This is a genomic window from Lysobacter sp. SCRH-1R, from assembly GCF_057747855.1.
This window is the reverse complement of sequence record NZ_CM173227.1, coordinates 3,709,904-3,731,084: the sequence shown is the minus strand read 5'-3', so window position 1 is coordinate 3,731,084 and position 21,181 is coordinate 3,709,904. Positions and strand designations below refer to the sequence as shown.

Sequence of the window (21,181 nt, the reverse complement as noted above, 5' to 3'; positions counted from 1 at the left end):
ACCGCGCAGTGAACCCATCGGCTATCGTGTCCACTCGTTCCTCTTCCACTCGTTGCTCCCACTCGTCCCAGCCATGCGCTATCCCCTCGTCATCTTCGACTTCGACGGCACGCTGGCCGACTCCTTCCCGTTCTTCGTGAAGGCGCAGCACGCGCTGGCCGACAGGCATGGATTCACCGCCATCGCCGAGGACCGCGTCGATGCGCTGCGCCGCCTCGGCACGCGCGAGCTGATGCGCGAAGTGAACCTGCCCGCGTGGAAGGCGCCGATCGTCGCGGCGGATTTCATCCGCATGATGCGCGGCGCGCCGCCGGTGCCACTGTTTCCCGGCGTCGCCGAGGTGCTGCGCCAGCTGCGCGACGGCGGCGCGCGGCTGGCGATCCTCACGTCCAATTCGGTGGAGAACGTGCGGCGCGTGATCGACGCGGAGCTGCTGGGCGCGATCGAACTGATCGACGGCGGCGCGCACATGCTCGGCAAGCACCGGCGCATCGCGCGGATGCTGAAGGAGGCGAGGGCGGCGGCGTCGGAGGCGATCTACGTCGGCGACCAGGTCAGCGACGGCGAGGCCGCACGCCGCGTGGGCGTGGCGTTCGGCGCGGTGGGCTGGGGCTACGCGCATGCCGACACGCTGCGGACGATGGGGGCGGAGGAGTTCTTCGAGTCGGTGCCGGAGCTGGGGCGGCTTCTCGCGCCGTAGCCCGCTTTGGTAGCCCGGGTAAGCGAAGCGCGCCCGGGACCCCATCGCGCCTGACTCCCGGGTGCGCTTCGCTTACCCGGGCTACAAAGGCGCGTCGCTTCCGGAATGGTTGAGGCCGTTCACGCAAGCGGGTCGCGCCGCCTGCTGCAATGCAACATAATGCCCGCATGTCCCCCGCATCCTCCTCCTCCGGGCCGGTGCTGACGCCGCGCCAGGTCGTCCTGATCCTGTTCGCCCTCGCGATGGGCGGCTTCGCCATCGGCACCAGCGAGTTCGTCGTGATGGGGCTGATCAGCGACATCGCGCGCAGCCTCGGCGTCACCGAGCCGCAGGTCGGCCACGTCATCAGCGCTTACGCGCTGGGCGTGGTGGTCGGCGCGCCGCTGCTCGCGATCCTCGGCAACCGGCTCTCGCGGCGCAGCCTGCTGCTGTGCCTGATGGGCTTCTACGCGGTCGGCAACCTCGCCAGCGCGCTCGCGCCGGGTTACGTCCCGCTGATGCTCGCGCGTTTCGTCGCGGGCCTGCCGCACGGCGCGTACTTCGGCATCGCCGCGCTGGTGGCCGCGCGCATCAGTCCGCCGGAACAGCGCGGGCTCGCGGTGGGGCGCGTGATGCTGGGGTTGTCGATCGCGCTGCTGGTCGGCAATCCGCTGGCGACGTGGCTGGGCCAGGCGTTCGGCTGGCGATGGGCGTTCGGCCTGGTGACGCTGCTCGCGCTGGCGACGGTGACGATGACCATGCGCGTGCTTCCGCGCGGCATGAACGCCCCGCGCCCGGACGCGCTGCGCGAACTGCGCGACTTCAACCGCAAGCCGGTGTGGCTGGCGCTGGGCATCGGCGCGATCGGTTTCGCCGGCATGTTCTGCGTCTTCAGCTATCTCGCGCCGACCCTGGTGCACGTCACCGGCGTGCGTGAATCCTTTGTGCCGTTCGGGCTGATCGCCTTCGGCATCGGCGGCATCCTCGGCACGCTGGGCGGCGGCTGGCTGTTCGATCGTTTCGGCTTCCGTGCGGTCCCGCGCGTGCTGCTGTGGTCGATCGCGGTGCTGCTGGTGTGGCCGCTCGCGGCGAAATCGCCGTGGACGGTGCTGCCGACGGTGCTCGCGGTCGGCACGATGGGCGCGCTGGCGACGGTGTTGCAGGCGCACCTGATGGACGTCGCGCGCGAGGCGCAGACGCTGGCCGCGGCGTCGAACCACTCGGCGTTCAACTTCGCCAACGCACTGGGGCCGTGGCTGGGCGGAATGGCGATCACGGCGGGGTACGGCTGGACGTCGACCGGTATCGTCGGTGCGGCCACCGCGGTGGGCGGCTTGCTGATCTATGCGTGGGCGCGGGCGGATCTGCGGCGCGGTGAGGCTGCCGCCGACGAGATGGCGTGAGCCGCACGCTACCGTTGTAGCCGTTGTAGCCCGGGTAAGCGGAGCGCACCCGGGTTTCAGCCGCCCCAGCGCAGGTTCCCCGGGTGCGCTCCGCTTACCCGGGCTACAACGGCTTTCCTCGCGCCAGCGCTTCCTCCACCTCGGTGAACGCCGAATGCGCCCCGCGCGGTGCGTCCTCCACGCCGGTGGCGAAATACACCACGCCCTTGCCCGAAGCGCGGTCGATCCACAGCCCCGACAGCAACCCGTACGCCGAACCCGCGTGCCCGAAGCGTTCGACGCCGTCGCCGAACGGATCGTCGCGGCAGCCCTCGCGCTTCGTCGCCAGCGTCTGCACCGCCAGTCCGTAACGGCAGAAGAAACCGTGCCGCGACTTGCCGCTGGCATCCTCTTCCACGGTGAGGCCGTTGTCGGGTGCGTACGTCCACACCGGCTTCGTCAGCGTGCGCACCGAGGCGGGCGACAGCACGCGCACGCCATCGAGCTCGCCTTCGCCGAGCAGCATGCGACCGATCCTCGCCAGTCCATTTGCTGAAATGCGCAGCCCGCCCTGCGGCGAGAACAGGGCGCCGTTGCGGCCGGGCTTCCATTGCGACAGATCGCAGTCGCGCTTCGTCGAGCGGATCACCGCGCAGTCCGGCTTGCCGCCGCGATGGTTGTCGTACACCGGCTTGCGCGCGGCGTCGTACTGCACCACCGCGCGGCCTGCGGTCTCGCGGCTGCAGCTTTCCCAGTTGAAGCACGCGTCGATGCGCAGCGGTTCGAACACCAGCCGCTGCATCAGCCGGTCGAAGCGTTCGCCGGTGGCCTTCTCCATCGCCGAGGCGACGATGGGGAAATTGACGTTGCCGTAGCGGAAGAACGTGCCCGGCGCATGCGCGTCGTCCCACGCGCGCGGGTCGTCGGTGATGTCGCGCAGCGCACCGTCGAGCGGAACCGCGTAGTAGCCCGCCGCGTCCGTCAGGCCGGCGCGATGCGAAAGCAGCAGCCGCAGCGTTATCGGTTCGTCGGGATACGCCGGGTGACGCAGCCGCCAGCCGAGCAATGGCGACAGGTCCGCATCGAGATCGAGCTTGCCCTGTTCCACCAGCCGCATCGCGCCGATCGCGGTGACGAGCTTGGAGATCGACGCGATGCGCACCGGATCGTCGGCGCCGACCTTGCGCTGCGCGGCGATGTCGGCGAATCCATTCGCCTGCATGGACACGAGGCCGTCGCGATCGAACGCGATGCGCACGCTCGCCACCGGCGTGACCGCGCTGGCAGGCGAGGCCAGCAGGCCCAGGAGGATGGCGGTGGCGGCGGATCGGATCGCGTGCATCGGCCGGCTCGATGGGGGACGGACTCAAGCGTAGCGGCACGCGCGCGACGTTGCAGCGATGAAACGACGCGGCCCAACCGAATTTGCACGCGATCCTTCACGGATAACGTTCGTGGCGCGTCGCACACTGGCAGCGAACTCCGCGGGATCCGGCCATGAACGACCAGACGTGCCCCCCGGCGGTGGACGAACAGGTCATCAAGGAAATGCTCTGGGCGTTCGCCGTGCGTTCGCCCGAACACGCCGCGCTGCTGATCGGCACCGACGGCCGGATCACGTGGACCAACGCCGGCGCGGAGGTGATCCTGGGCGCGCAACCCGGCGGGCTGGTCGGCCTGGATCTGGCGCGCATCTTCACCGCGCGCGACGTGGAAGCCGGCATTCCCGACCATGAACGCGTGGAAGCGCGCGCTCGCGGCACGTCGTCGGACGATCGCTGGCTCGCGCGGCTGGACGGCTCGCGTTTCTGGGCGTCGGGCGTGACCGTGTACCTGGGGCCATTCACCGCCGAAATGGACTGCTGCGCGTTCCTGAAGCTCTTCCGCGATCTCACCGAGGTGAAGATGCAGATGGAGAGCAGCCGCAAGCGCTGCCGCGCCGCGACCGAGGCGAGCGAGAACAAGAGCGCGGCGATCGCGCTGCTCGCGCATGAACTGCGCAATCCGCTGTCGGGCATCAGCCTGGCGGCGGGGATGCTCCAGCGCAGGATCGGCGACCAGGTGCCGAACACGGACGAGCCGCTGCTGGTGATCGAGCGCAACGTGAACCTCGCCGTGCGCCTGATCGAGGACCTGATGCAGCACAGCAAGGTGGCTTCCGATGGCTTCCAGCTGCAGAAGAGCCGGACCTCGCTGCGCGATCTGCTGGAGAGCTCGGTGCGCATCGCGCAGCGGCAGATGCAGCAGGAGACGCGCCTGGTGCGCGTGCTGCTGCCACAGCACGAGATCGTGCTCGATGTGGATCGCATGCGCGCGCAGCAGGTGTTCGTGAACCTGATCGCCAACGCGCTGCGCTACACGCCGCTGCCGGGGCGCATCTGGGTCAGCGGCACGCTGGAAGGCGCCGAGGCGATCGTGCGCGTGGCCGACGAGGGCATCGGCATCGCGCCCGACCGGCTGGAGCGCCTGTTCGAGATGTTCACCCTGCCGCGCATGGACAGCTCGAAGCTGGGACTCGGCCTGGGCCTGGCGCTGGTGAAGAAGATCGTCGAACTGCACGGCGGCAGCGTGCAGGCGCGCAGCGAAGGGCCGGGGAAGGGCAGCCAGTTCGTGGTGAGGCTTCCGATGCGGTGACGTCCCCGGTGCCTCCCGAATCCCGAATCCCGATTCCGAATCCCGCTACAGCGCCCCGGTCCTCACATGGAACCCCAGCGCGCCCGCCACCATCCGCAGCGCCTCGTCGTCGCGCTGCCGCGTGATGAAGCCGGCCTGCGCGGGCTCGCCGGTTTCCCACGTCCACAGCGTGTAGTGGTGTTCGCGCAGGCGGTCGAAGGCGACGTTGATGAGCGCGGGGACTTCGGCATCGGCGAGGAAGTCGTCGTCGTCGGTGTCCTCGCCCCAGTCGATGCGCAGCCCCAGGCGCGAGGCGAGTTCGTCCAGCACCTCGATCAGGCCGGCCGGATCGGACTCGTCCACATGGAAGCCCGCGCGCCAGTCGATCGCCTCGCGCAGCGCCTGCACGGGCTCGGTGCCGTTGGCGAGGGCTTCGCGGCAGGCGGCGAACTGCTCCAGCGCGGCGTCCTCGTCGCCGGGATTGACCAGCAGCAGGAATTGCCAGGCCACCGCTTCGAGCGCGGCGTCCTCGTCGAGGTCGGCCTCGTCGTGGAAGGCGCGGGCGAAGTTGTCGTCGGGGTCGTATTCGGAATGCATGGCGCTGCACCGCGTGGGGCGCACAGGATACGGCGTGGCGTGGCGCCGGCGCGTGCAGGCGAAAAAAAAGGCTGCCGAAGGATGCGGCAGCCCTGAAAGGAGTGGACGCCCTGGGGGAGAGTGGGCGTCCCGGCCGACTCGCAACGGCCGCAGTCAGGGTCGTTGCAGGCGCGGTGTGCCCTCCATAGGACGAATCCGAAAACCGCCTTCTGTCGGGAGGTCGGTCGCGGGCATGGCGGGCACGTGCTGGCGGGGCCACGCTGCACGGAATCGTCCATGCGGAGCGATGCCTTGGCTTCGATCCAGCGCGACATCGAGGTGGACGTTCCGCTGCGCGATGCGTGGGATGCGCTGCGGGATGTCGGCAACATCCACCGCCGGCTGGTGCCCGGCTTCGTCTCCGACTGCCGCATGGAAGGCCGCGTGCGCGTGGTGACCTTCGGCAACGGCTCGGTGCTGCGCGAGCCGATCCTGGACGTCGACGACGCACGGCATCGCGTGGCGTGGGCCGGGGTCGGCGGCACGTTCGAGCATTACAACGCGTCGGTGCAGGCGTTCGAACTGGACGGCGATCGCGTGCGACTGCGGTGGATCGCGGACCTGTTGCCGGACGAGTCGGCGCCAACGGTGGCGGGGATGATCGAAGAGGGGCTGCGGGTGATGAAGCGGACGCTGGAAGGCGCGCGCTGATCGCTCCAGCACCTGCTTGCAGGGGAGGGGTGTGGAGGGATGGCGTGCACACCGCGGAAGCATTTGCGCCATGCAGCGGCCACATCGATGCATCGCACGCCTTGACCCGCACCCAACCCCTCTCAGCTCTGCACTCCCTGCGGTCGCCGAAATGAGAGGGGCTGGACCCATGGCCTCACGGCAACGCTGTCCCCTGATCCGCGATCGCCAGCCAACGGTGCCCGTCATGGCTGTAAGTCACGCCCGTATACGCATGCTGGCGAAAGCCGATGCGCGGGATCTCGTACACCGTCTCGTACAGGATGAACGCGGAGTTGCAGCCGTCGACCACGCGGTACAGCTCGGTCCAGGTCCACTGCGCCTCGCGGTTGGCGAAGTGGCTGGCCAGCGCGGTCATGATCGCGTCGACGCCGACGAACTTGTGGCCGCTGGCGAAGATGGTGACGGCGCGCTCGTCGTGCACGGCGCGGAAGGTTTCGGCGTCGTAATCGCGGAAGGATTCCATGTCCATGCGCTGGGCGAGTTCGAACTGGCGCGCGCAGCCTCGGGCACGGCCGTCGCCGTCCTGGTCGCCGGCGAAGGCGGGCGCGAAGGTGGACAGGAGCAGCAGCGCTGCACAGTGGCGCAGGAGCGGGCGGATCGTCATCGTCGTGTCCTCGACGTGGGGGAGGCTCGACGTTAGGCCCGCGAACGGCTCCCTTTAAGAGCCAATGCCGGGGCGGTTCGTGGGGCCAATCCGGCATCGCCTGCAAGCGCGCCTGCCGCCGCCGCGCCACAAATCGCCCGCATAATCGAACTCCCCACGTCCCCGGAGCCGCTCCCATGACCCTTCTCGTGACCGGCAGCGCAGGCCATCTGGGCGAAGGACTGATGCGCGAACTGCGCGCCGCCGGGCGCGCCGCCGTCGGCATCGACATCAAGCCGTCCGCCTTCACCGACCACGTCGGCTCGATCGCCGACCGCGACTTCGTGCGCCGCCACATGAAGGGCGTTCGCGCGGTGATCCACGCCGCGACCCTGCACAAGCCCCACGTGGCGACGCATCCGCACCAGGACTTCATCGACACCAACGTCAGCGGCACGCTGGCGCTGCTGGAGGAGGCACTGGCCGCGAACGTGGAGTCGTTCGTCTTCACCAGCACGACCAGCACGTTCGGCGCCGCGCTCACGCCCGCGATGGGCGAGCCGGCGGCGTGGATCGACGAGAGCGTCGCGCCGATCCCGAAGAACATCTACGGCGTGACCAAGCTGTCGGCGGAGCAGCTGTGCGAGCTGTTCTACCGCAAGCGTCGGCTGCCCGTGCTGGTGCTGCGCACGTCGCGTTTCTTCCCCGAGCCGGACGACAGCATCGACGTGCGCAACGGGTTTTCGACCGCGAATGCCCAGGCGAACGAACTGCTGTACCGGCGCGTGGACATCGCCGACGCGGTGGATGCGCACCTGCTGGCGGTCGAGCGCGCGAAGACGATCGGTTTCGGCCGCTACATCATCTCGGCGACGACGCCGTTCACGCGCGAGGACCTGCCGGAACTGCGGCGCGATGCCGCCGCGGTGATGGCGCGGCATTTCCCCGACGCGCCGGCGCTGTACGCCTCGCGCGGGTGGCGGATGTTCCCGCAGGTCGACCGCGTGTACGTGAACGCGCTCGCGCGCGAGCAGTTGGGCTGGCGGCCGAAGTACGACTTCGCGCGCGTGCTCGACGCGCTACGTCGCGGCGAGGATTTCCGCAGCCCGCTCGCCGAGGCGGTGGGCAGCAAGGGGTATCACGACGAGGTGTTCGCGGAAGGGCCGTATCCGGTGGCGTCGTGAGCGCGGCGCTTGGGCCCCTCTCCCTTCGGGAGAGGGTTTGGGGGTGAGGGGCGGGGCGGGCGGCGACACCGGCGCATCGGTTCTTGTAGCCCGGGTAAGCGAAGCGCACCCGGGGTGGGCGTGACAGGTCCCGGGTGCGCTTCGCTTACCCGGGCTACAAAGGCAGGCCGGAAACGCTGCGCCGTCTACCGTCCCTTCGCCCGCACCTGCACCGCCGCCGCTTCGGTGAACGCGACGCGCAGCATGTCGCCCACCTTCAGCTGGCCCAGCCGTGCCTGGTGCTCGGGCTTGCGCACGTCGAGCGTGACGACGTTGCCGCGCGGGCCTTCGACGGTGATGGTGTTGTTCTTGGTGTCGATCGCGCGGATCGGCGCGAGCACCGTCACGACTTCGGCCGCACCGGCACGCGGGCGCTCGCCCGTCCTGGCGACGTCCTCGTCGCGCTTGATGTAGGCACCGGGTTCGGCGCTGCCGGCGGGCTGGATGTCGACGGTGACGGCGCGCAGGTAATCCAGCGAGACCGTGTCGCCGACGCGCACCTGCTCGAAGTTGCGCACGGTCTCGTCGGCGTGGACCTGGACTTCGTTGCCCTCCGGCCCTTGCACGGTGATGAGGCGGTTCGGCGTGTCGATGTCGGTCACCTTGCCTTCGACGGTCACGGTGACGGCGGCGGTCTCGCTGCGGTCGGGATCGGGCGGCGTCGGCTTGGCCGCATGCGCGGCGGTGATGGCGAAGACCAGGGCGACGGCGAGGGAAACGGGGCGGAGCGGGAGCGGGGAAGTCTTCACTGCGTCCTCCGTGCGTTGGGATCGCGCATCGCGCAGGGGCGACGCGCTCGCGCCGCCCGGGTGGGCGGCGCGGTTCAGTCTGTGCACGGAAAAGTGAAGGCGGCGTGTGCCGGGCGCGGCGCGGCCGATCAGTGCAGGGTGGGGCCCTTCTGCTCGCGATGGCGCACCTTCTCCACCGCGGTGTCGCCGGCCGCGTCCTGCTTGGCCTTGGCGGCCGATTTGGGCTGGCGGCGGTTCTCCAGGTCCTTCTTCTGGTCCTTGGCGCCCGATTTCTGCTGCGCCTGCAGTTTCTGCTTGTCCGGTCGCATGGCGTCCTCCTCAGTGGTGGCGCTTGTCGCTGCCGGTGCGGTGGTCGTCGCGGCCTTCGTCGCGCGTGGACGGTTCCTTGTGCACCGCGTGCTTGCGTTGGGTCGGCCCGTCTTTGCCCGCGCGCATCGCGTGGTCGCGGTCGGTGTCGCGATTGCCGCCCGAGGGCGGCGTGGTGTGGCCGCTCTTGACCCGTTCCTGCGCGTGCTTGTTGCTGCCCATGGTGTCTCCGCTGGTGGTTGGAACGGCCACCCTAGGGACTGCCGCGTTAGCGGCGGCGCACCGCGGCGTAAGGCGGGCGTTACCGCGCCCGTGTTCAGCGTGGACGAAAAAAGGCCCCGGAGTCCGGGGCCTTTCCAGCGATCTGGGCGCGACGCGATCAGTGATGCAGCAGCACGTCGGCGATGATGCCGGTGGCGACCGCGATCAGCAGGTAGCGGCCGTCGTCGCTGCGCACCCAGCGGTGGCCCGGCGGCGGCGCATGCAGGTGGTAGCGCGGGTAGTCGTCGACGTAGATGCGGCGTTCGACGTAGACCACGCCGCGGCGGTAGTCGTGCTTGTAGTGGCCCTTCTTGCGACCACGGTCGTGGTGGTCGTCGTGGTCGTCGTAACGGTCGTGATGGTCGTGGCCGCGGCCATGGCCGTGACCGCCCTTGTCGTACGCGGAGGCGACGACCGGCGAGAGCAGCAGGAAGCCGACGGCGAGGGTCGAAATCAGGCGCTTCATGGAATCCCCTGTTGAATGCGAGTGCGTGGTGGTTCTTGTGCCACCGATCCTGACTGCGCCGCACGCGCTGGCAAGTCGGGTTCGTGCGGAACCATGACGCAGTTCGCGGTTCCGCATCGAAATGCTTCACCGGGCCTTTAGGTAAGCGCTTACAGGGAAGGCCGAAGGCGAAAAAAGACCGGGGCGACGCGCAAAGCCCAGTCCGCGCGCCGCCCCGGATAAGTCTCCCTGACGAGGAGCGCGCGCAGTCTGGCAGCCGGCCGTCGCAGGACACGAGACGGGCGCCGGGCCGCCCCCTAGACTCGGCCGGAACGTGATCGCCGAAGGGGAAGGGAATGAAGCGTCGTGCCGTCGCGGCCTTGGCGGGCCTGTCCGTTGCGCTGTCGATCGCCGCCGCCGTGTCGGCGCAGGGCCCCGCGCCTTCCGCGCCCGCCTCGGCCCCGCCCATCGTGTTGAGGGCCGCGCACCTGTTCGACGGACGCAGCGGCCGGCTGGTCTCGCCCGGCGCGGTGGTCGTGCAGGGCGGGCGCATCGCCGCGGTCGGCGATGCCGCCGTGCCGCCCGGCGCGAAGATCATCGACCTGGGCGACGCCACGCTGCTGCCGGGCTTCATCGACGCCCACACGCACATCGCCTCCAACCACGACGACAACTGGGCGCAGGGCTTCTACGAGAACCTGCTGCGCTTCCCGGTCGAGCAGTCCTTCCACGCCGCGCGCAACGCGAAGCTGACGCTGCAGGCGGGCTTCACCACCGCGCGCGAGGTCGGGGCGCCGGATTTCGTCGACGTCGCCCTGCGCAACGCGATCCGCGACGGTCTGGCCGAAGGCCCGCGCATGCTGGTCGCCGGGCATGCGCTCGGCTCCACCGGCGGACACTGCGACGCCGCGCCGTTCCCGCCGGAGCGCGTGGCGCCGCTCGGCCCGCGCGACGGCGTGTGCAACGGCGCCGAGCAGTGCCGCCTGGCGACGCGCGAGCAGATGAAGTACGGCGCCGACCTCATCAAGATCTGCGCCTCCGGCGGCGTGCTGTCGGAAGCCGATCCCGTGGACGTGCCGCAGCTCACGCCCGACGAGCTGCGCGCGATCGTCAGCGAAGCCCACGCCTGGGGCCGCAAGGTCGCGGCGCACAGCCATGGCGACCTCGCCGCGAAGCTCGCGGTGGAAGCCGGCGTGGATTCGATCGAACACGGGAGCTTTCTCACCACGCCGACGCTGCAGCTGATGAAGAGCAGGGGCACGTACCTGGTGCCGACGCGCATGACGCAGGTGTGGGTGGTCGAGAAGGCCGACACCTATCCGCCGCAGATCGGCGCCAAGGCGCGCGCGGCCGGCGCGGCGCACGAGACGATGTTCCGCGAAGCGCTGCGCGTGGGCGTGCCGATCGCACTGGGCACGGACGCGGCGGTGTACCCGCACGGGATGAACGCGCAGGAATTCGGCGACATGGTCGACCTGGGCATGACGCCATCGGCGGCGCTGCTCACCAGCAGCCAGGGCTCGGCGAAACTGCTGGGCATCGAGCAGGAGACCGGTACGCTGGAAGCCGGCAAGGCCGCCGACATCGTCGCTGTCCCGGGCAACGTGCTGCAAGACATCCGCGCGACGCAGACGCCGCTGCTGGTGATGAAGCAGGGCGTGGTGGTGCGCGGGCCGTAGGCGGGCAGGGCGTCGCGACGACATCGGTCGGTTTTCGAGAAGCGGCGTCGTCGGCGCCGCGTCAGCATCGCATCCGTCGGGCCGCACCGTGCGGCTCGCGCGCACGAGGAGCGCTCGAATGAACTGGAACAAGTGGATCCGCCAGGCGCATCGCTGGCTGTCGATGGCCTTCACGGCGTGCGTCATCGCGAACTTCGCCGTGATCGGGCGCGGGGACATCGCGCTGTATGTGGGCTTCGCGACGCTGGTGCCGCTGGCGCTGCTGCTGCTCAGCGGGATCTATCTGTTCGCGTTGCCGTACGTGACGCGGCGGCGTGGGGCGGTGTTGGAGCGGACGTGAGGCGGGAGTTGGGGCATTCCCCTCCGTTCCGTCCCGTCTCGTCCCCATTCCCCTTCATCCCGGCGGAGGCCCGGATGAAGGGGGAAGGTTGTGATTCCGGGTCTTTTGCAGCCCGGGAAGGCCGAGGCCTCACCCGGGGTTGCCGTCTCCGGAGCCGTTGATCCCGGGTGCGCTTCCCTTACCCGGGCTACAAAGGCTGCGGCCGCAAAACACGCAGGCGCTTGCGCCGACCCAATTACCTGACTAAAGTCAGGCAATGGACGCACGCCAGATCGAGCAGGTCCGCAGTTTCAACCGGTCGGTGACGCGCCGGATCGGCGCGCTGTCCGACGACTTCCTCGGTCGCGGCCGGCCGCTCGCGGAGTCGCGGCTGCTGTTCGAGATCGGCCGCGACGGCGCCGACGTGCGCGACCTTCGCGCGCGGCTGTCGCTGGATTCGGGTTATCTCAGCCGCCTGCTGCGCGGGCTGGAAGCGCAGGGACTGGTCCGCTCGCAGCCGGCGCCCGACGACGCTCGCGTGCGGCGCGCAAGCCTGACCGCCAGGGGCCGCCGCGAATTCGAGGCGCTCGACCGCCTCTCCGGGGATTTCGCGACCGCGCTGCTCTCGCCGCTGGGCGAATCGCAGCGCGAACGCCTGACCAGGGCCATGGCCGAAGTCGAACGCCTGATGCGCGCCGCCGCCGTCGTCATCGCGCCGGCCGATCCCGCCAGCGCGGACGCGCGCGCCTGCATCGACGCCTACCTGCGCGAACTCGACGAACGTTTCGAATCCGGCTTCGACGCATCGCGCGGCCCGAGCGCCGATCCGCAGGAGCTCGTGCCGCCGTCCGGCGTGCTGCTGCTCGCGCGGCTCGACGAGGAGGCGCTCGGCTGCGGCGCGCTGAAAGTGCTGGGCGCGGGCGTCGGCGAGATCAAGCGCATGTGGGTCGCGCCATCCGCGCGCGGCCTCGGCATCGCGCAGCGCATGCTAGACGCGCTGGAAGCGGAGGCACGCGCGATGGCGCTGCACACGCTGCGCCTGGACACCAACCGCACGCTGCTGGAAGCGCGCGCGTTGTACGCGCGCAACGGTTACGTCGAAATCCCGCGCTACAACGAGAATCCGTACGCGGACTACTGGTTCGAGAAGCGCCTGGGTTGAGGCTTCACGCCCCCACGCGTTCGCGCACCGCATTGAAGTCGCGCACCGGGCGCACTTCGATGGAACCGAAGCGCGACCACGGGAACGAATGCGCGATCTCCACGGCGGCTTCGATGTCCGGCGCCTCGATCAGGTTGAACCCGGCGAAGACTTCCTTCGCCTCGGCGAACGGGCCGTCGTACACGTGCGTGCTGCCGCCGCGCGTGCGCATCGAGCGCGCCGTGCTCGGCACCTCGAGCTGCTGCGAATCCAGCAGCACGCCGCGCTCGCGCAGCGCGTCGGCCTTCTCGATGCAGTCCTTCATCAGGCGGTCGTACTCGCCGGCGGGCAATGCGTCCAGCAGCGTCTGGTCGGTGTAGATCATCAGCAGGAATTTCATGGCGCGCAGGCTCGACAGGTCCTTGGAACGCGCATTGTGGACCACGACGGCGACGCGGCGCTGTACCGGAAGGCACCCCTCGCGCATTCGCCCGCTCATGGGACGGTTTTTCCCCGCGATGCGGACTTATCGAAGGCGCGTGCGCTGCCTACCCTGTCGCCTCCCCCGATGCACGGAATGCCCGCATGCTCACGCCACGCCAGGCCGGTTTCGCCTTCGTTCCACTGGTCGTCACGCTGATGTCGGGCGTGATGAGCTTCGCCATGGTCGTTCTGCATCGGGGCTTCGGCCCGGGGCTGGTCGAGGCGTGGCTGCGCGGATGGCCGGTCGCGTTCGCCGTGGCGCTCCCGGCGGCGTGGGTGATCCTGCCCGGCGTGCGCGCGCTGCTGGGACGCGTGACGAAGGCGTGCGACGAAGCGACGGCGCCCGCGCGGCGCCTTGGACGCATGGGATGACGGACGTCGCGCACGCGCCGCTCCGGTACGATGCCGCAGGTTCAACGCAGGAAAGGGAACACCGCATGGCGCCGACCGCCGGCACGCAGAGCCAGGACCCCGTCATCGATGTGAGGGGCCTCACCAAGACCTACGCCACCGGTTTCCAGGCGCTGAAGGGCATCGACCTGTCGATCCGGCGCGGCGAGATCTTCGCGCTGCTCGGGCCGAACGGCGCGGGAAAGACGACGCTGATCAGCATCATCTGCGGCATCGTCAACGCCAGTTCCGGCAGCGTGACCGCCGACGGACACGACATCGTCCACGACTACCGCGCCGCGCGCGCGAAGATCGGGTTGGTGCCGCAGGAGCTGTCCACCGACGCGTTCGAGAGCGTGTGGGCGACGGTGAAGTTCAGCCGCGGCCTGTTCGGCAAGCCGCGCGACGACGCGTACCTGGAAAAGGTGCTGCGCGACCTGTCGCTGTGGGACAAGAAGGACAGCAAGATCATGGCGCTGTCGGGGGGCATGAAGCGGCGCGTGCTGATCGCCAAGGCGCTTTCCCACGAGCCGACGATCCTGTTCCTCGACGAGCCCACCGCAGGCGTGGACGTCGAACTGCGCCACGACATGTGGGAGATGGTGCGTCGCCTTCGCGAGAACGGCACGACCATCATCCTGACCACGCACTACATCGAGGAGGCCGAGGACATGGCCGACCGCATCGGCGTGATCAACAAGGGCGAGCTGGTGCTGGTCGAGGACAAGGCCACGCTGATGCGCAAGCTCGGCAAGAAGCAGCTCACGCTGACGCTACAGGCGCCGCTTGAACGCATTCCCGACGACTTGGCCGAATACCCGCTGGAGCTGACCGAGGATGGCCATTCGCTGGTTTACACCTTCGACGTGCAGGCGCAGGAAACCGGCATTACCGCCCTGCTGCGCCGGTTGACGCAGCACGGCATCGACTTCAAGGACCTGCATTCCAGCGAGAGTTCGCTGGAGGACATCTTCGTCAGCCTGGTCCGCCAGAACCGGGAGGCGCGCGCATGAACCTGCACGCGATCCGCGCGATCTACCGCTTCGAAATGGCGCGCACCTTCCGCACGCTGATGGAGTCGATCGTCTCGCCGGTGCTGTCCACGTCGCTGTACTTCATCGTCTTCGGCGCGGCCATCGGCGGGCGCATGGGCGATGTCGACGGCGTGAGCTACGGCGCCTTCATCATCCCGGGCCTGATCATGCTGTCGCTGCTGAGCGAGAGCATTTCGAACGCGTCGTTCGGCATCTACATGCCGAAGTGGGCGGGCACGATCTACGAACTGTTGTCGGCGCCCGTATCGGCGCTGGAAATCGTGATCGGCTACGTCGGCGCGGCGGCGACGAAATCGCTGATGCTCGGCACGCTGATCCTGCTCACCGCGCGCTTCTTCGTGCCGTACGAGATCCAGCATCCGTTCTGGATGCTGTGCTTCCTGGTGCTGACGGCGCTGACCTTCAGCCTGTTCGGCTTCATCATCGGGTTGTGGGCCGACAGCTTCCAGCGCCTGCAGCTGGTGCCGCTGATGATCGTCACGCCGCTGACGTTCCTGGGCGGCGCGTTCTATTCGATCAGCATGCTGCCGCCGCTATGGCAGAAGGTCGCGCTGTTCAACCCGGTCGTGTACCTGATCAGCGGCTTCCGCTGGAGCTTCTTCGGGATTTCCGACGTCAACGTCGGCATCAGCGCCGCGGCGATCACCGGCTTCCTGCTGCTGTGCCTGGGCGTGGTGTACTGGATTTTCCGCACCGGGTGGAAGCTGAAGCAGTAGGAACGAGATAGGAGCAGGAACCAGAACCTCGAGAAAGGCATCGCCGCCGTTACTCGTTTCCCGTTCCTGTTTTCTTCTCGTTCCTCGCCTCACGCTTCCGGCTTGGCGGCAAGCTCATCCGCCAGCCACCGGTCGATCATGCGCTTCTCGAAGCGCAGCGGATCGGTATTGAGCGACGAGCTGTCGCTCATCATGAAACCCGGATCGCTGAGCTTGCGCTCGCCCTGCGCGATCACGTTGCCGCTCGCGTCGGTGAGGCGCATGTTGAGCGTCATGCGCGGCGGATAGACCTCGCGGATGATGCGCGTGTTCTGCAGGTTCGGCCCGCGCCACGGTTCGAAGGAACCGGCGCGGCGGATGTCGATGATGTCCACGTCCAGCCGCTGGCCTTCGGGCAGGCGTTTTTCCGCGCGATCGCGCAGGTAGGTGGCGAGCTGCTGCACCCAGTCGCCGCGCGAGGCTTCCCATCGGTTGCCGCTGTAGCGCAGTTCGCTGAAGCGCGAAGGGTCCTCCCATCGCACGTTGACCGAATCGCTTTCGGGCAGGGCGCGGGGGGCTTGCGGATCGGTGACGGTGCGGGTGCCCGCGATCGCGCCGGATGCGAGCAGGGCGAGCGCGAGGGAAAGGACGACGAGGCGCGGTTTCATGGCGGCCTCCGCAGAGGGGATGCCTCCGGATTCTCCCACTGCGCGCACGCGGCGGCGATGCGCATCGTGGCGGCGTACAGGCGCCGTTCGCATGCGCGTGGGGCAGCTGAACGATGGTGGCGGATCGCATTCGGCTGAACAGGTCAAGGGCCGCGCCTGAGACTTTTTCGGACACGTCTCATATCGATGCCGGGGCCCGATCCGGAGACTCCCTCCTGCGCCCCACGGCGCTCACGCCCGGCCCGCTGCCCACGCCGGAACACCCCCGCCAGGAGTCCACCTCGCGTCCGCAGAGCGGACGCGGCCGATACCCCACGGAGTCACCCATGTCCCCCGCCGTACGCAAAGCCCTTCGTCCCCAACGCTGCGGCTGGCGCAGCAGCCTGCAAGTGATCTGCGTCGCCGTGGTCCTCATGGCCGCCACCAGCATCGGACCCGGCTGGACGCGAACGCGCGCGTCGGCGCCGGCCGGGGTCGCGCTGGTCGTGCCGGGCATGGGCGGACCGTACATCCCGCCGGCGCAGTCTCCGCGATACGACCTCGCCACGGACCTTTACAAGGCGGACGCGATCCAACCGGGAAAGACCGGCGGGGTGCTCGACCTCTCCGCCGCGGCGTGGAACCCGCGCAAGCCGGTCTGGCACGAGCACCTGCTGCGGCTGCTGCCGGTGGCGCCGGTGCGGATCACCTCGGGCTTCGGCCGCCGGCACGACCCGTTCGGTCGCGGCGATGCCTTCCACAGCGGCATCGACTTCGCCGGCACGACCGGCACGCCCGTGCGCGCCAGTGGCGACGGGGTCGTCGTGCAGGCGCGTTACAGCAAGGATTACGGCAACGTGGTGATGATCGACCACGGCCAGGGCGTGGTGACGCTGTACGCGCACAACAGCCGGCTGGAAGTGCGCCCCGGCGACATCGTGCTGGCGGGGCAGGAGATCTCGAAGATGGGCTCGACCGGCCGTTCGACCGGTCCGCACCTGCATTTCGAGGTGCGGCAGTACGGGCAGCGGATCGATCCGGGCCGATATCTGGCGGGGCTTTGAGGGCCAGGTCGTCCCGGCGGAGGCGGGGGTCCGGCTCGTTCCGGGCTGACCGGTAGGGCGCGACGGCCGAGGCCGGCCCAGCCCAGCGTTACTCCGCCGCGTCCGCCTCGTCGCCGCGGAACCAGGCCTCGACCTTCCCCTTGTGCTTCATCGTCATCGGATTGCCGCGACGGTCCAGCGCCTTGCCCACCGGCAGCCGCACCCAGCCTTCGCTGATGCAGTACTCCTCGACATTGGTGCGCTCCACGCCGTTGAACCGGATGCCGATGCCGCGCTCGAGCACCGCCTCGTCGTAGAACGGGCTGCGCGGGTCGTTGGAAAGGCGGTCGGGAGGCGTGGCGGTCATGGTCGTTTCCGTGTGGCGGGTCCGGCGTGCGGCCGGGGCCGCACAGGATACGTGCGCCGGTGCGATCCCGCAGCCCGGGCGTGCGGCCTCAGGGATGCTCCCCGCGGCCCTGCGCCTTGGCGCGCGCGATCACCGCCCGGACCTGGGCGCGGTCGTGGTGGCGCGAGATGGCCACCGCGCCGAGCTCGATCGCCCGCTCGCGCAGTTCCGAGGGCACGTCGTAATGCGCCCCGGAGGTCTTGTTCTGGAAGGCCCGGCGCGGGATATCCAGCCGCCCGGCCATGTCGTGCAGCTCTTCCAGCGTGTCGGCCATCAGGTGCGCCCAGCGGCGACCGCGCCAGAGATGGACCGCATCGTCGACGTACACCGTCATGGCCCGACCACGACCTCCCGGGGAAACCTGAACGGGGATCGTATCTGAACCGTCCAGCTCGTTTCGGATTTGCAAAGCCGACCAAACACGTCCAACATGCCTGCGCTGCGTTAGCCAAGGGTCACGGTGAATGTGACCCGATGTGGATTCCGTTCTTCATCGTTGCACCTCGCTTTCTCCTTGCGACCAGCTCCATCCGCCGCCAAGTGCGGTCCCACCATCCGTATAGGAGAAAGTCATGTCGAACCGTGAAACCGGTACCGTCAAGTGGTTCAACGATGCCAAGGGCTTCGGCTTCATCAGCCGCGAGAACGGCGAGGACGTGTTCGTCCACTTCCGTTCCATCCAGGGCTCGGGCTTCAAGAGCCTGCAGGAAGGCCAGAAGGTGTCCTTCACCGTCGTCCAGGGCCAGAAGGGCCTGCAGGCCGACGCCGTGCAGGCGCTGTAAGCCTTTCGCACACGCGATACCAGAAAAGCCCGGCTCCGGCCGGGCTTTTCTTTTGGGCGCTGGAAAGTTCAGTCGCGCCGCAGGCGCACCATGCGGTCCATCAGGTGCTCCACCGCATCCGCCGGATGCAGGCAGCGGCCCAGGTGCACGGGCGAGGTCTGGATGATCGAGCTGCGTTTGGCGGTGAGCCAGTGGAACCGCGCGCGCTGCGGGAGCAGGCCGATCGGGCCGCTGCCGGGGCCGCCGGCGCAGATCGCCTCCATCGCGGCGAGGTGGCGACGCACCGTGTCCAGGTCGATGTCGGGATCGAGCGCGCGCAGCCGCGCTTCGTCCACTTCGATGCGCGCTTCCAGGAATTTCGCCGTCGGGCACGACAGCAGGATGCCGACGTTGACGAACTCCTCGCGCTCCACGCGCGGGACCACGCGGATCACCGCGTAGTCGTAGGTGTCGCGGCGCGGCGTGTCAGGCGCGTGCATGGATCGCCTCCTCGACGAACCGCTGGCGCTGCGCCAGCCGCTGCATGAAGTGTTCGACGTACGCGGCGCGGTGCTCGCGCGGATCGGCCGGCGTGTCCGCGCCGATGAGCCACGCGTCCGGTACGAGCGCGAGGATTCCTTCGAAATCGGCGCGCGTGAGCTTGCCCGACAACCGCGCATCGGCGCCGGCGATGTCGTCGGCCTGCGGCAGCAGCACGTGTTCGCGGATCATCGGGAACGCGCTGCCGGCGTGCGTTGGCGAACCGTCCCAGCCGTGATGGAAATACAGGGTGGCGCCGTGGTCGATCAGCCACGTGTTGCGATGCCAGACCAACAGGTTCGGATTGCGGAAGCTGCGATCGACGTTGCTGATGAAGGCGTCGAACCAGACGATGTCGGAGGCGAGCGCGCCGGGCACGCGTTCAGCGACCGGATCGAAGTTGATCGCACCGGGCAGGTAATCGAGCGCGAGGTTGAGGCCGTCGCTGGCCTTGATCAGTTCCTGGATCTCCGGGTCCGGCTCGGTGCGCGCGAGTTCCGCGTCGAGTTCGACGAAGACCAGCTCGGGAATCGGCAGTCCGAGCGCCCGCGCGATTTCGCCGGCGACGAGCTCCGCCACCAGCGCCTTCGCGCCCTGGCCGGCGCCGCGGAACTTCAGGACGTAGAGGCCGTCGTCGTCGGCTTCGATGATCGCGGGCAGCGAACCGCCTTCGCGCAGCGGCGTGACGTAGCGGGCGGCGGAAACGGTGCGCAGGGCCATGGGTCGCGGCGTGTGGAAGCCGCGACAGTGTGAGGCAGAAACGAGGAACTGGAAACGAGGAGCCGGAAACGAGTGGGCATCGCACGCCCACCCGTTTCTCGTTTCTCTACGCCCGTTCCTCGAACTCAGCGCCTATCCGCATCCTTCGCCGGTTCGGCGCCCGGCGCGGCGGGGGCGGAATCGCGCTGCGCGCCGCCGCTGAAGCCCTTCCAGTCCTTCTCGTTCTTCTTGGTGTTGCGATCGCCGGAGCTGTGCTCGTATTCGCGCTGGGACTTGCCGGCGGACTTGGGATCGGTCTCGACGTGACGCTGGCCCATGGCGGTCTCCCATCGTGTGGATGCCGCGTCGAGCCTGCGCGATCTGGCCTGAACCTGCCGTGTTGGCGATGTAAGCGCGGCGCGAAGGACGCGCAGTTCGAACGCGAGCTACCAGGTGTCCTCGAGCATGCGCGGACGGCTCGCGAGCCAGCCGCCGTAGAGCAGCGCGAGCAGGCACAGCGCCAGGAACGCGAACGGCCACGCCCAGCCGTGCGTGCCCTCGTGCAGCCAGCCGAACAGCAGCGGACCGAGGCAACTCAGGCTGTAGCCCACGCCCTGCACGAAGCCCGACAGCCGCGACGAACCGCCCGGCGTGCGCGTGCGCAGGTTGATCAGCGTGAGCGAGAGCGGAAACGTGCTCGGCCCCAGGCCCAGCAGTGCGACCCACAGCAGCGGCGCGGCCATCGGCGCGAGCAGCAGGCCGGCGAATGCGGCGAGGTAGCTCACGCCGCACGCGACCACGATCGGGAACGGATTGCGGATGCGCACCGCCAGCGCCGGCAGGAACAGTGCGCTCAGCAGGCCCATCGTCGAGAACAGCGCGACCATCGAGCCGCCCAGCGTCTGCGTGCCGCCGGCCTCGGTGAGCAGCTTCGGCAGCCAGGTGAACATCGAATACGTGGTGAGCGAGGTCATGCCGAACATCAGCGTGAGACCCCACGCGACCGGCGAGCGCCACACGCGGCCCGTCGCGGCCTGCGTGCCGTCGAGTTCGGGCGCGGGATCGCCGCACGCGACGGCGCGATCGTGCGCATCCGTCAGCGCCTTCGCCTGGCGCGAATGGCCGAAGCGTTCCATCCACAGCACGCCGATCCACGGCAGCGCCGCCGCCGCCGCGACCAGCGACCACGCGCCGAGCGACACGCGCCAGCCGGCCGCGTGCGCGATCGGCACCGCGAGCAGCGCCGGCAGGATCGTGCCCAGCTGCAGCACGGTGATGTAGAGCGTGCTGACGGTGCCGACGCGATCGCCGAAATAGCGCTTCACCAGCGGCGGCAGCACGACGTTGCCCATGCCCATGCCGGACAGGGCGATGGCCGAGGTGACCAGCAGCATCGACGTGTCGCCGACGAAGGCGCGCGCGAACAGGCCGATGGTGGCCAGCGCCATCGCCAGCAGCGCCGTGCGCTCCAGTCCCAGGCGATGCGCGATGGCCGGCGTCACCACGCCGAACAGCGCGAACGCCGCCGTCGGCACCATGCCGAGCACGCCGGTCATGGTCGGCCCGAAGCCGAAGGTTTCGCCGAGCGTGTCGAGCAGCGGCGTGAGCGAGGTCACCGCCGTGCGCAGGTTGAAGGCCGACATCGCGATGCCCGCCAGCACGAGCGCGCGGTCGCGCCACAACGGGCGGGCGAGCGGGGCGGCGAGGGCGTCTGCGTTCATCGGAAATAACCTGTGCGTCCCGCGCGGGGCGG

Annotated in this window: 28 protein-coding genes; 13 read left to right on the top strand and 15 right to left on the bottom strand. The window is 69.2% G+C overall.

What is annotated here, in order from left to right:
* The first annotated feature begins 73 nt into the window (after positions 1-73).
* Together AC3ANK_RS17140 and AC3ANK_RS17135 are read left to right on the top strand one after the other, a co-directional pair.
* On the top strand, positions 74-700 hold the full coding sequence (locus AC3ANK_RS17140) for an HAD-IA family hydrolase (RefSeq protein WP_206862329.1): 627 nt from the start codon (positions 74-76) through the stop codon (positions 698-700).
* 167 nt (positions 701-867) lie between these two features.
* Positions 868-2,082 carry an MFS transporter gene (locus AC3ANK_RS17135; RefSeq protein WP_206862328.1) on the top strand — a complete coding sequence of 405 codons (1,215 nt, stop codon included), beginning with the start codon at positions 868-870 and terminating at the stop codon, positions 2,080-2,082.
* Between the two features lie 103 nt (positions 2,083-2,185).
* Here the strand turns inward: AC3ANK_RS17135 and AC3ANK_RS17130 are convergent, their stop codons facing one another.
* Complete coding sequence (locus AC3ANK_RS17130) at positions 2,186-3,403, bottom strand: serine hydrolase domain-containing protein (protein WP_206862327.1); 1,218 nt, start codon at positions 3,401-3,403, stop codon at positions 2,186-2,188.
* 155 nt (positions 3,404-3,558) lie between these two features.
* Here AC3ANK_RS17130 and AC3ANK_RS17125 point away from each other — a divergent pair, with 155 nt between their 5' ends.
* Positions 3,559-4,695 (top strand): PAS domain-containing sensor histidine kinase, encoded by a 1,137-nt coding sequence (locus AC3ANK_RS17125; RefSeq protein ID WP_206862326.1) that lies wholly within the window; start codon positions 3,559-3,561, stop codon positions 4,693-4,695.
* 45 nt (positions 4,696-4,740) lie between these two features.
* Here AC3ANK_RS17125 and AC3ANK_RS17120 read toward each other — a convergent pair whose 3' ends face one another.
* Positions 4,741-5,271 carry a DUF6630 family protein gene (locus AC3ANK_RS17120; RefSeq protein WP_206862325.1) on the bottom strand — a complete coding sequence of 177 codons (531 nt, stop codon included), beginning with the start codon at positions 5,269-5,271 and terminating at the stop codon, positions 4,741-4,743.
* A gap of 276 nt (positions 5,272-5,547) precedes the next feature.
* Here AC3ANK_RS17120 and AC3ANK_RS17115 point away from each other — a divergent pair, with 276 nt between their 5' ends.
* Positions 5,548-5,961, top strand: a complete 414-nt coding sequence (locus AC3ANK_RS17115; protein ID WP_206862324.1) for an SRPBCC family protein — start codon at positions 5,548-5,550, stop codon at positions 5,959-5,961.
* A gap of 175 nt (positions 5,962-6,136) precedes the next feature.
* On the opposite strand, the gene AC3ANK_RS17110 is transcribed toward AC3ANK_RS17115, so the two are convergent.
* The gene (locus tag AC3ANK_RS17110) at positions 6,137-6,607 is read right to left on the bottom strand and encodes a hypothetical protein (protein ID WP_206862323.1); all 471 of its coding nucleotides are present in this window, start codon (positions 6,605-6,607) and stop codon (positions 6,137-6,139) included.
* A gap of 176 nt (positions 6,608-6,783) precedes the next feature.
* On the opposite strand from AC3ANK_RS17110, the gene AC3ANK_RS17105 reads away from it, so the two are divergent.
* Entirely contained in the window at positions 6,784-7,770 is a 987-nt protein-coding gene (locus AC3ANK_RS17105; protein ID WP_484171562.1) for an NAD-dependent epimerase/dehydratase family protein, read from the top strand.
* A 185-nt stretch (positions 7,771-7,955) separates the two neighbouring features.
* Here AC3ANK_RS17105 and AC3ANK_RS17100 read toward each other — a convergent pair whose 3' ends face one another.
* The 4 genes from AC3ANK_RS17100 to AC3ANK_RS17085 all read right to left on the bottom strand — a co-directional run bounded on the left by AC3ANK_RS17100 (position 7,956) and on the right by AC3ANK_RS17085 (position 9,591).
* Entirely contained in the window at positions 7,956-8,558 is a 603-nt protein-coding gene (locus AC3ANK_RS17100) for a hypothetical protein (protein WP_206862321.1), read from the bottom strand.
* A gap of 128 nt (positions 8,559-8,686) precedes the next feature.
* Positions 8,687-8,866 carry a hypothetical protein gene (locus tag AC3ANK_RS17095; protein ID WP_206862320.1) on the bottom strand — a complete coding sequence of 60 codons (180 nt, stop codon included), beginning with the start codon at positions 8,864-8,866 and terminating at the stop codon, positions 8,687-8,689.
* 10 nt (positions 8,867-8,876) lie between these two features.
* Positions 8,877-9,086 carry a hypothetical protein gene (locus AC3ANK_RS17090; RefSeq protein ID WP_206862319.1) on the bottom strand — a complete coding sequence of 70 codons (210 nt, stop codon included), beginning with the start codon at positions 9,084-9,086 and terminating at the stop codon, positions 8,877-8,879.
* 157 nt (positions 9,087-9,243) lie between these two features.
* The gene (locus AC3ANK_RS17085) at positions 9,244-9,591 is read right to left on the bottom strand and encodes an RcnB family protein (protein ID WP_206862318.1); all 348 of its coding nucleotides are present in this window, start codon (positions 9,589-9,591) and stop codon (positions 9,244-9,246) included.
* A gap of 335 nt (positions 9,592-9,926) precedes the next feature.
* Between AC3ANK_RS17085 and AC3ANK_RS17080 the strand changes: the two genes are divergently transcribed.
* The 3 genes from AC3ANK_RS17080 to AC3ANK_RS17070 all read left to right on the top strand — a co-directional run bounded on the left by AC3ANK_RS17080 (position 9,927) and on the right by AC3ANK_RS17070 (position 12,730).
* Positions 9,927-11,249, top strand: coding sequence for a metal-dependent hydrolase family protein (locus tag AC3ANK_RS17080; RefSeq protein ID WP_206862317.1), 1,323 nt, complete (start codon positions 9,927-9,929; stop codon positions 11,247-11,249).
* Between the two features lie 118 nt (positions 11,250-11,367).
* A complete protein-coding gene (locus AC3ANK_RS17075) occupies positions 11,368-11,589 on the top strand; it encodes a hypothetical protein (protein ID WP_206862316.1) in 222 nt (73 codons plus the stop codon).
* 256 nt (positions 11,590-11,845) lie between these two features.
* Positions 11,846-12,730: a bifunctional helix-turn-helix transcriptional regulator/GNAT family N-acetyltransferase gene (locus AC3ANK_RS17070; protein WP_206862315.1), complete on the top strand. Its 885-nt coding sequence runs from the start codon at positions 11,846-11,848 to the stop codon at positions 12,728-12,730.
* A 4-nt stretch (positions 12,731-12,734) separates the two neighbouring features.
* Here the strand turns inward: AC3ANK_RS17070 and AC3ANK_RS17065 are convergent, their stop codons facing one another.
* Positions 12,735-13,109 (bottom strand): YciI family protein, encoded by a 375-nt coding sequence (locus AC3ANK_RS17065; RefSeq protein WP_206862442.1) that lies wholly within the window; start codon positions 13,107-13,109, stop codon positions 12,735-12,737.
* Between the two features lie 185 nt (positions 13,110-13,294).
* Here AC3ANK_RS17065 and AC3ANK_RS17060 point away from each other — a divergent pair, with 185 nt between their 5' ends.
* The 3 genes from AC3ANK_RS17060 (at position 13,295) to AC3ANK_RS17050 (ending at position 15,353) form a co-directional block, all read left to right on the top strand.
* The gene (locus AC3ANK_RS17060; RefSeq protein ID WP_206862314.1) at positions 13,295-13,564 is read left to right on the top strand and encodes a DUF2798 domain-containing protein; all 270 of its coding nucleotides are present in this window, start codon (positions 13,295-13,297) and stop codon (positions 13,562-13,564) included.
* Positions 13,565-13,629: 65 nt separating this feature from the next.
* Positions 13,630-14,595 carry an ABC transporter ATP-binding protein gene (locus AC3ANK_RS17055; protein ID WP_206862313.1) on the top strand — a complete coding sequence of 322 codons (966 nt, stop codon included), beginning with the start codon at positions 13,630-13,632 and terminating at the stop codon, positions 14,593-14,595.
* Positions 14,592-15,353, top strand: a complete 762-nt coding sequence (locus AC3ANK_RS17050) for an ABC transporter permease (RefSeq protein ID WP_206862312.1) — start codon at positions 14,592-14,594, stop codon at positions 15,351-15,353. Before AC3ANK_RS17055 ends, AC3ANK_RS17050 begins: the two co-directional genes overlap by 4 nt.
* Before the next feature lie 89 nt (positions 15,354-15,442).
* Here the strand turns inward: AC3ANK_RS17050 and AC3ANK_RS17045 are convergent, their stop codons facing one another.
* Entirely contained in the window at positions 15,443-16,000 is a 558-nt protein-coding gene (locus tag AC3ANK_RS17045) for a DUF3016 domain-containing protein (RefSeq protein WP_206862311.1), read from the bottom strand.
* Positions 16,001-16,326: 326 nt separating this feature from the next.
* Between AC3ANK_RS17045 and AC3ANK_RS17040 the strand changes: the two genes are divergently transcribed.
* The gene (locus tag AC3ANK_RS17040) at positions 16,327-17,043 is read left to right on the top strand and encodes a M23 family metallopeptidase (RefSeq protein ID WP_206862310.1); all 717 of its coding nucleotides are present in this window, start codon (positions 16,327-16,329) and stop codon (positions 17,041-17,043) included.
* 88 nt (positions 17,044-17,131) lie between these two features.
* Here the strand turns inward: AC3ANK_RS17040 and AC3ANK_RS17035 are convergent, their stop codons facing one another.
* Together AC3ANK_RS17035 and AC3ANK_RS17030 are read right to left on the bottom strand one after the other, a co-directional pair.
* Entirely contained in the window at positions 17,132-17,389 is a 258-nt protein-coding gene (locus AC3ANK_RS17035) for a DUF3297 family protein (RefSeq protein WP_206862309.1), read from the bottom strand.
* Positions 17,390-17,477: 88 nt separating this feature from the next.
* Positions 17,478-17,762, bottom strand: coding sequence for a DUF4031 domain-containing protein (locus AC3ANK_RS17030; RefSeq protein ID WP_206862308.1), 285 nt, complete (start codon positions 17,760-17,762; stop codon positions 17,478-17,480).
* Between the two features lie 238 nt (positions 17,763-18,000).
* On the opposite strand from AC3ANK_RS17030, the gene AC3ANK_RS17025 reads away from it, so the two are divergent.
* The gene (locus AC3ANK_RS17025) at positions 18,001-18,210 is read left to right on the top strand and encodes a cold-shock protein (RefSeq protein ID WP_115841954.1); all 210 of its coding nucleotides are present in this window, start codon (positions 18,001-18,003) and stop codon (positions 18,208-18,210) included.
* A 68-nt stretch (positions 18,211-18,278) separates the two neighbouring features.
* On the opposite strand, the gene AC3ANK_RS17020 is transcribed toward AC3ANK_RS17025, so the two are convergent.
* From AC3ANK_RS17020 to AC3ANK_RS17005, 4 genes are all read right to left on the bottom strand, one after another.
* Positions 18,279-18,689 (bottom strand): DUF3037 domain-containing protein, encoded by a 411-nt coding sequence (locus AC3ANK_RS17020; protein ID WP_206862307.1) that lies wholly within the window; start codon positions 18,687-18,689, stop codon positions 18,279-18,281.
* Positions 18,676-19,443 carry a HipA family kinase gene (locus AC3ANK_RS17015; RefSeq protein WP_206862441.1) on the bottom strand — a complete coding sequence of 256 codons (768 nt, stop codon included), beginning with the start codon at positions 19,441-19,443 and terminating at the stop codon, positions 18,676-18,678. The genes AC3ANK_RS17020 and AC3ANK_RS17015 overlap by 14 nt, the downstream gene beginning before the upstream one ends.
* 131 nt (positions 19,444-19,574) lie before the next feature.
* Entirely contained in the window at positions 19,575-19,766 is a 192-nt protein-coding gene (locus AC3ANK_RS17010; RefSeq protein WP_206862306.1) for a hypothetical protein, read from the bottom strand.
* 108 nt (positions 19,767-19,874) lie between these two features.
* Positions 19,875-21,149: an MFS transporter gene (locus AC3ANK_RS17005; RefSeq protein ID WP_206862305.1), complete on the bottom strand. Its 1,275-nt coding sequence runs from the start codon at positions 21,147-21,149 to the stop codon at positions 19,875-19,877.
* Between the last annotated feature and the right edge of the window lie 32 nt (positions 21,150-21,181).

Excerpts from the sequence above, each read along its gene's own strand:
- AC3ANK_RS17140 (WP_206862329.1), top strand. The coding sequence starts at position 74 with ATGCGCTATCCCCTCGTCATCTTCGACTTCGACGGCACGCTGGCCGAC.
- AC3ANK_RS17135 (WP_206862328.1), top strand. The coding sequence starts at position 868 with ATGTCCCCCGCATCCTCCTCCTCCGGGCCGGTGCTGACGCCGCGCCAG.
- AC3ANK_RS17130 (WP_206862327.1), bottom strand. The coding sequence starts at position 3,403 with ATGCACGCGATCCGATCCGCCGCCACCGCCATCCTCCTGGGCCTGCTG.
- AC3ANK_RS17125 (WP_206862326.1), top strand. The coding sequence starts at position 3,559 with ATGAACGACCAGACGTGCCCCCCGGCGGTGGACGAACAGGTCATCAAG.
- AC3ANK_RS17120 (WP_206862325.1), bottom strand. The coding sequence starts at position 5,271 with ATGCATTCCGAATACGACCCCGACGACAACTTCGCCCGCGCCTTCCAC.
- AC3ANK_RS17115 (WP_206862324.1), top strand. The coding sequence starts at position 5,548 with ATGCGGAGCGATGCCTTGGCTTCGATCCAGCGCGACATCGAGGTGGAC.
- AC3ANK_RS17110 (WP_206862323.1), bottom strand. The coding sequence starts at position 6,607 with ATGACGATCCGCCCGCTCCTGCGCCACTGTGCAGCGCTGCTGCTCCTG.
- AC3ANK_RS17105 (WP_484171562.1), top strand. The coding sequence starts at position 6,784 with ATGACCCTTCTCGTGACCGGCAGCGCAGGCCATCTGGGCGAAGGACTG.
- AC3ANK_RS17095 (WP_206862320.1), bottom strand. The coding sequence starts at position 8,866 with ATGCGACCGGACAAGCAGAAACTGCAGGCGCAGCAGAAATCGGGCGCC.
- AC3ANK_RS17090 (WP_206862319.1), bottom strand. The coding sequence starts at position 9,086 with ATGGGCAGCAACAAGCACGCGCAGGAACGGGTCAAGAGCGGCCACACC.
- AC3ANK_RS17085 (WP_206862318.1), bottom strand. The coding sequence starts at position 9,591 with ATGAAGCGCCTGATTTCGACCCTCGCCGTCGGCTTCCTGCTGCTCTCG.
- AC3ANK_RS17080 (WP_206862317.1), top strand. The coding sequence starts at position 9,927 with ATGAAGCGTCGTGCCGTCGCGGCCTTGGCGGGCCTGTCCGTTGCGCTG.
- AC3ANK_RS17075 (WP_206862316.1), top strand. The coding sequence starts at position 11,368 with ATGAACTGGAACAAGTGGATCCGCCAGGCGCATCGCTGGCTGTCGATG.
- AC3ANK_RS17070 (WP_206862315.1), top strand. The coding sequence starts at position 11,846 with ATGGACGCACGCCAGATCGAGCAGGTCCGCAGTTTCAACCGGTCGGTG.
- AC3ANK_RS17065 (WP_206862442.1), bottom strand. The coding sequence starts at position 13,109 with ATGAAATTCCTGCTGATGATCTACACCGACCAGACGCTGCTGGACGCA.
- AC3ANK_RS17060 (WP_206862314.1), top strand. The coding sequence starts at position 13,295 with ATGCTCACGCCACGCCAGGCCGGTTTCGCCTTCGTTCCACTGGTCGTC.
- AC3ANK_RS17055 (WP_206862313.1), top strand. The coding sequence starts at position 13,630 with ATGGCGCCGACCGCCGGCACGCAGAGCCAGGACCCCGTCATCGATGTG.
- AC3ANK_RS17050 (WP_206862312.1), top strand. The coding sequence starts at position 14,592 with ATGAACCTGCACGCGATCCGCGCGATCTACCGCTTCGAAATGGCGCGC.
- AC3ANK_RS17045 (WP_206862311.1), bottom strand. The coding sequence starts at position 16,000 with ATGAAACCGCGCCTCGTCGTCCTTTCCCTCGCGCTCGCCCTGCTCGCA.
- AC3ANK_RS17040 (WP_206862310.1), top strand. The coding sequence starts at position 16,327 with ATGTCCCCCGCCGTACGCAAAGCCCTTCGTCCCCAACGCTGCGGCTGG.
- AC3ANK_RS17035 (WP_206862309.1), bottom strand. The coding sequence starts at position 17,389 with ATGACCGCCACGCCTCCCGACCGCCTTTCCAACGACCCGCGCAGCCCG.
- AC3ANK_RS17030 (WP_206862308.1), bottom strand. The coding sequence starts at position 17,762 with ATGACGGTGTACGTCGACGATGCGGTCCATCTCTGGCGCGGTCGCCGC.
- AC3ANK_RS17025 (WP_115841954.1), top strand. The coding sequence starts at position 18,001 with ATGTCGAACCGTGAAACCGGTACCGTCAAGTGGTTCAACGATGCCAAG.
- AC3ANK_RS17020 (WP_206862307.1), bottom strand. The coding sequence starts at position 18,689 with ATGCACGCGCCTGACACGCCGCGCCGCGACACCTACGACTACGCGGTG.
- AC3ANK_RS17010 (WP_206862306.1), bottom strand. The coding sequence starts at position 19,766 with ATGGGCCAGCGTCACGTCGAGACCGATCCCAAGTCCGCCGGCAAGTCC.
- AC3ANK_RS17005 (WP_206862305.1), bottom strand. The coding sequence starts at position 21,149 with ATGAACGCAGACGCCCTCGCCGCCCCGCTCGCCCGCCCGTTGTGGCGC.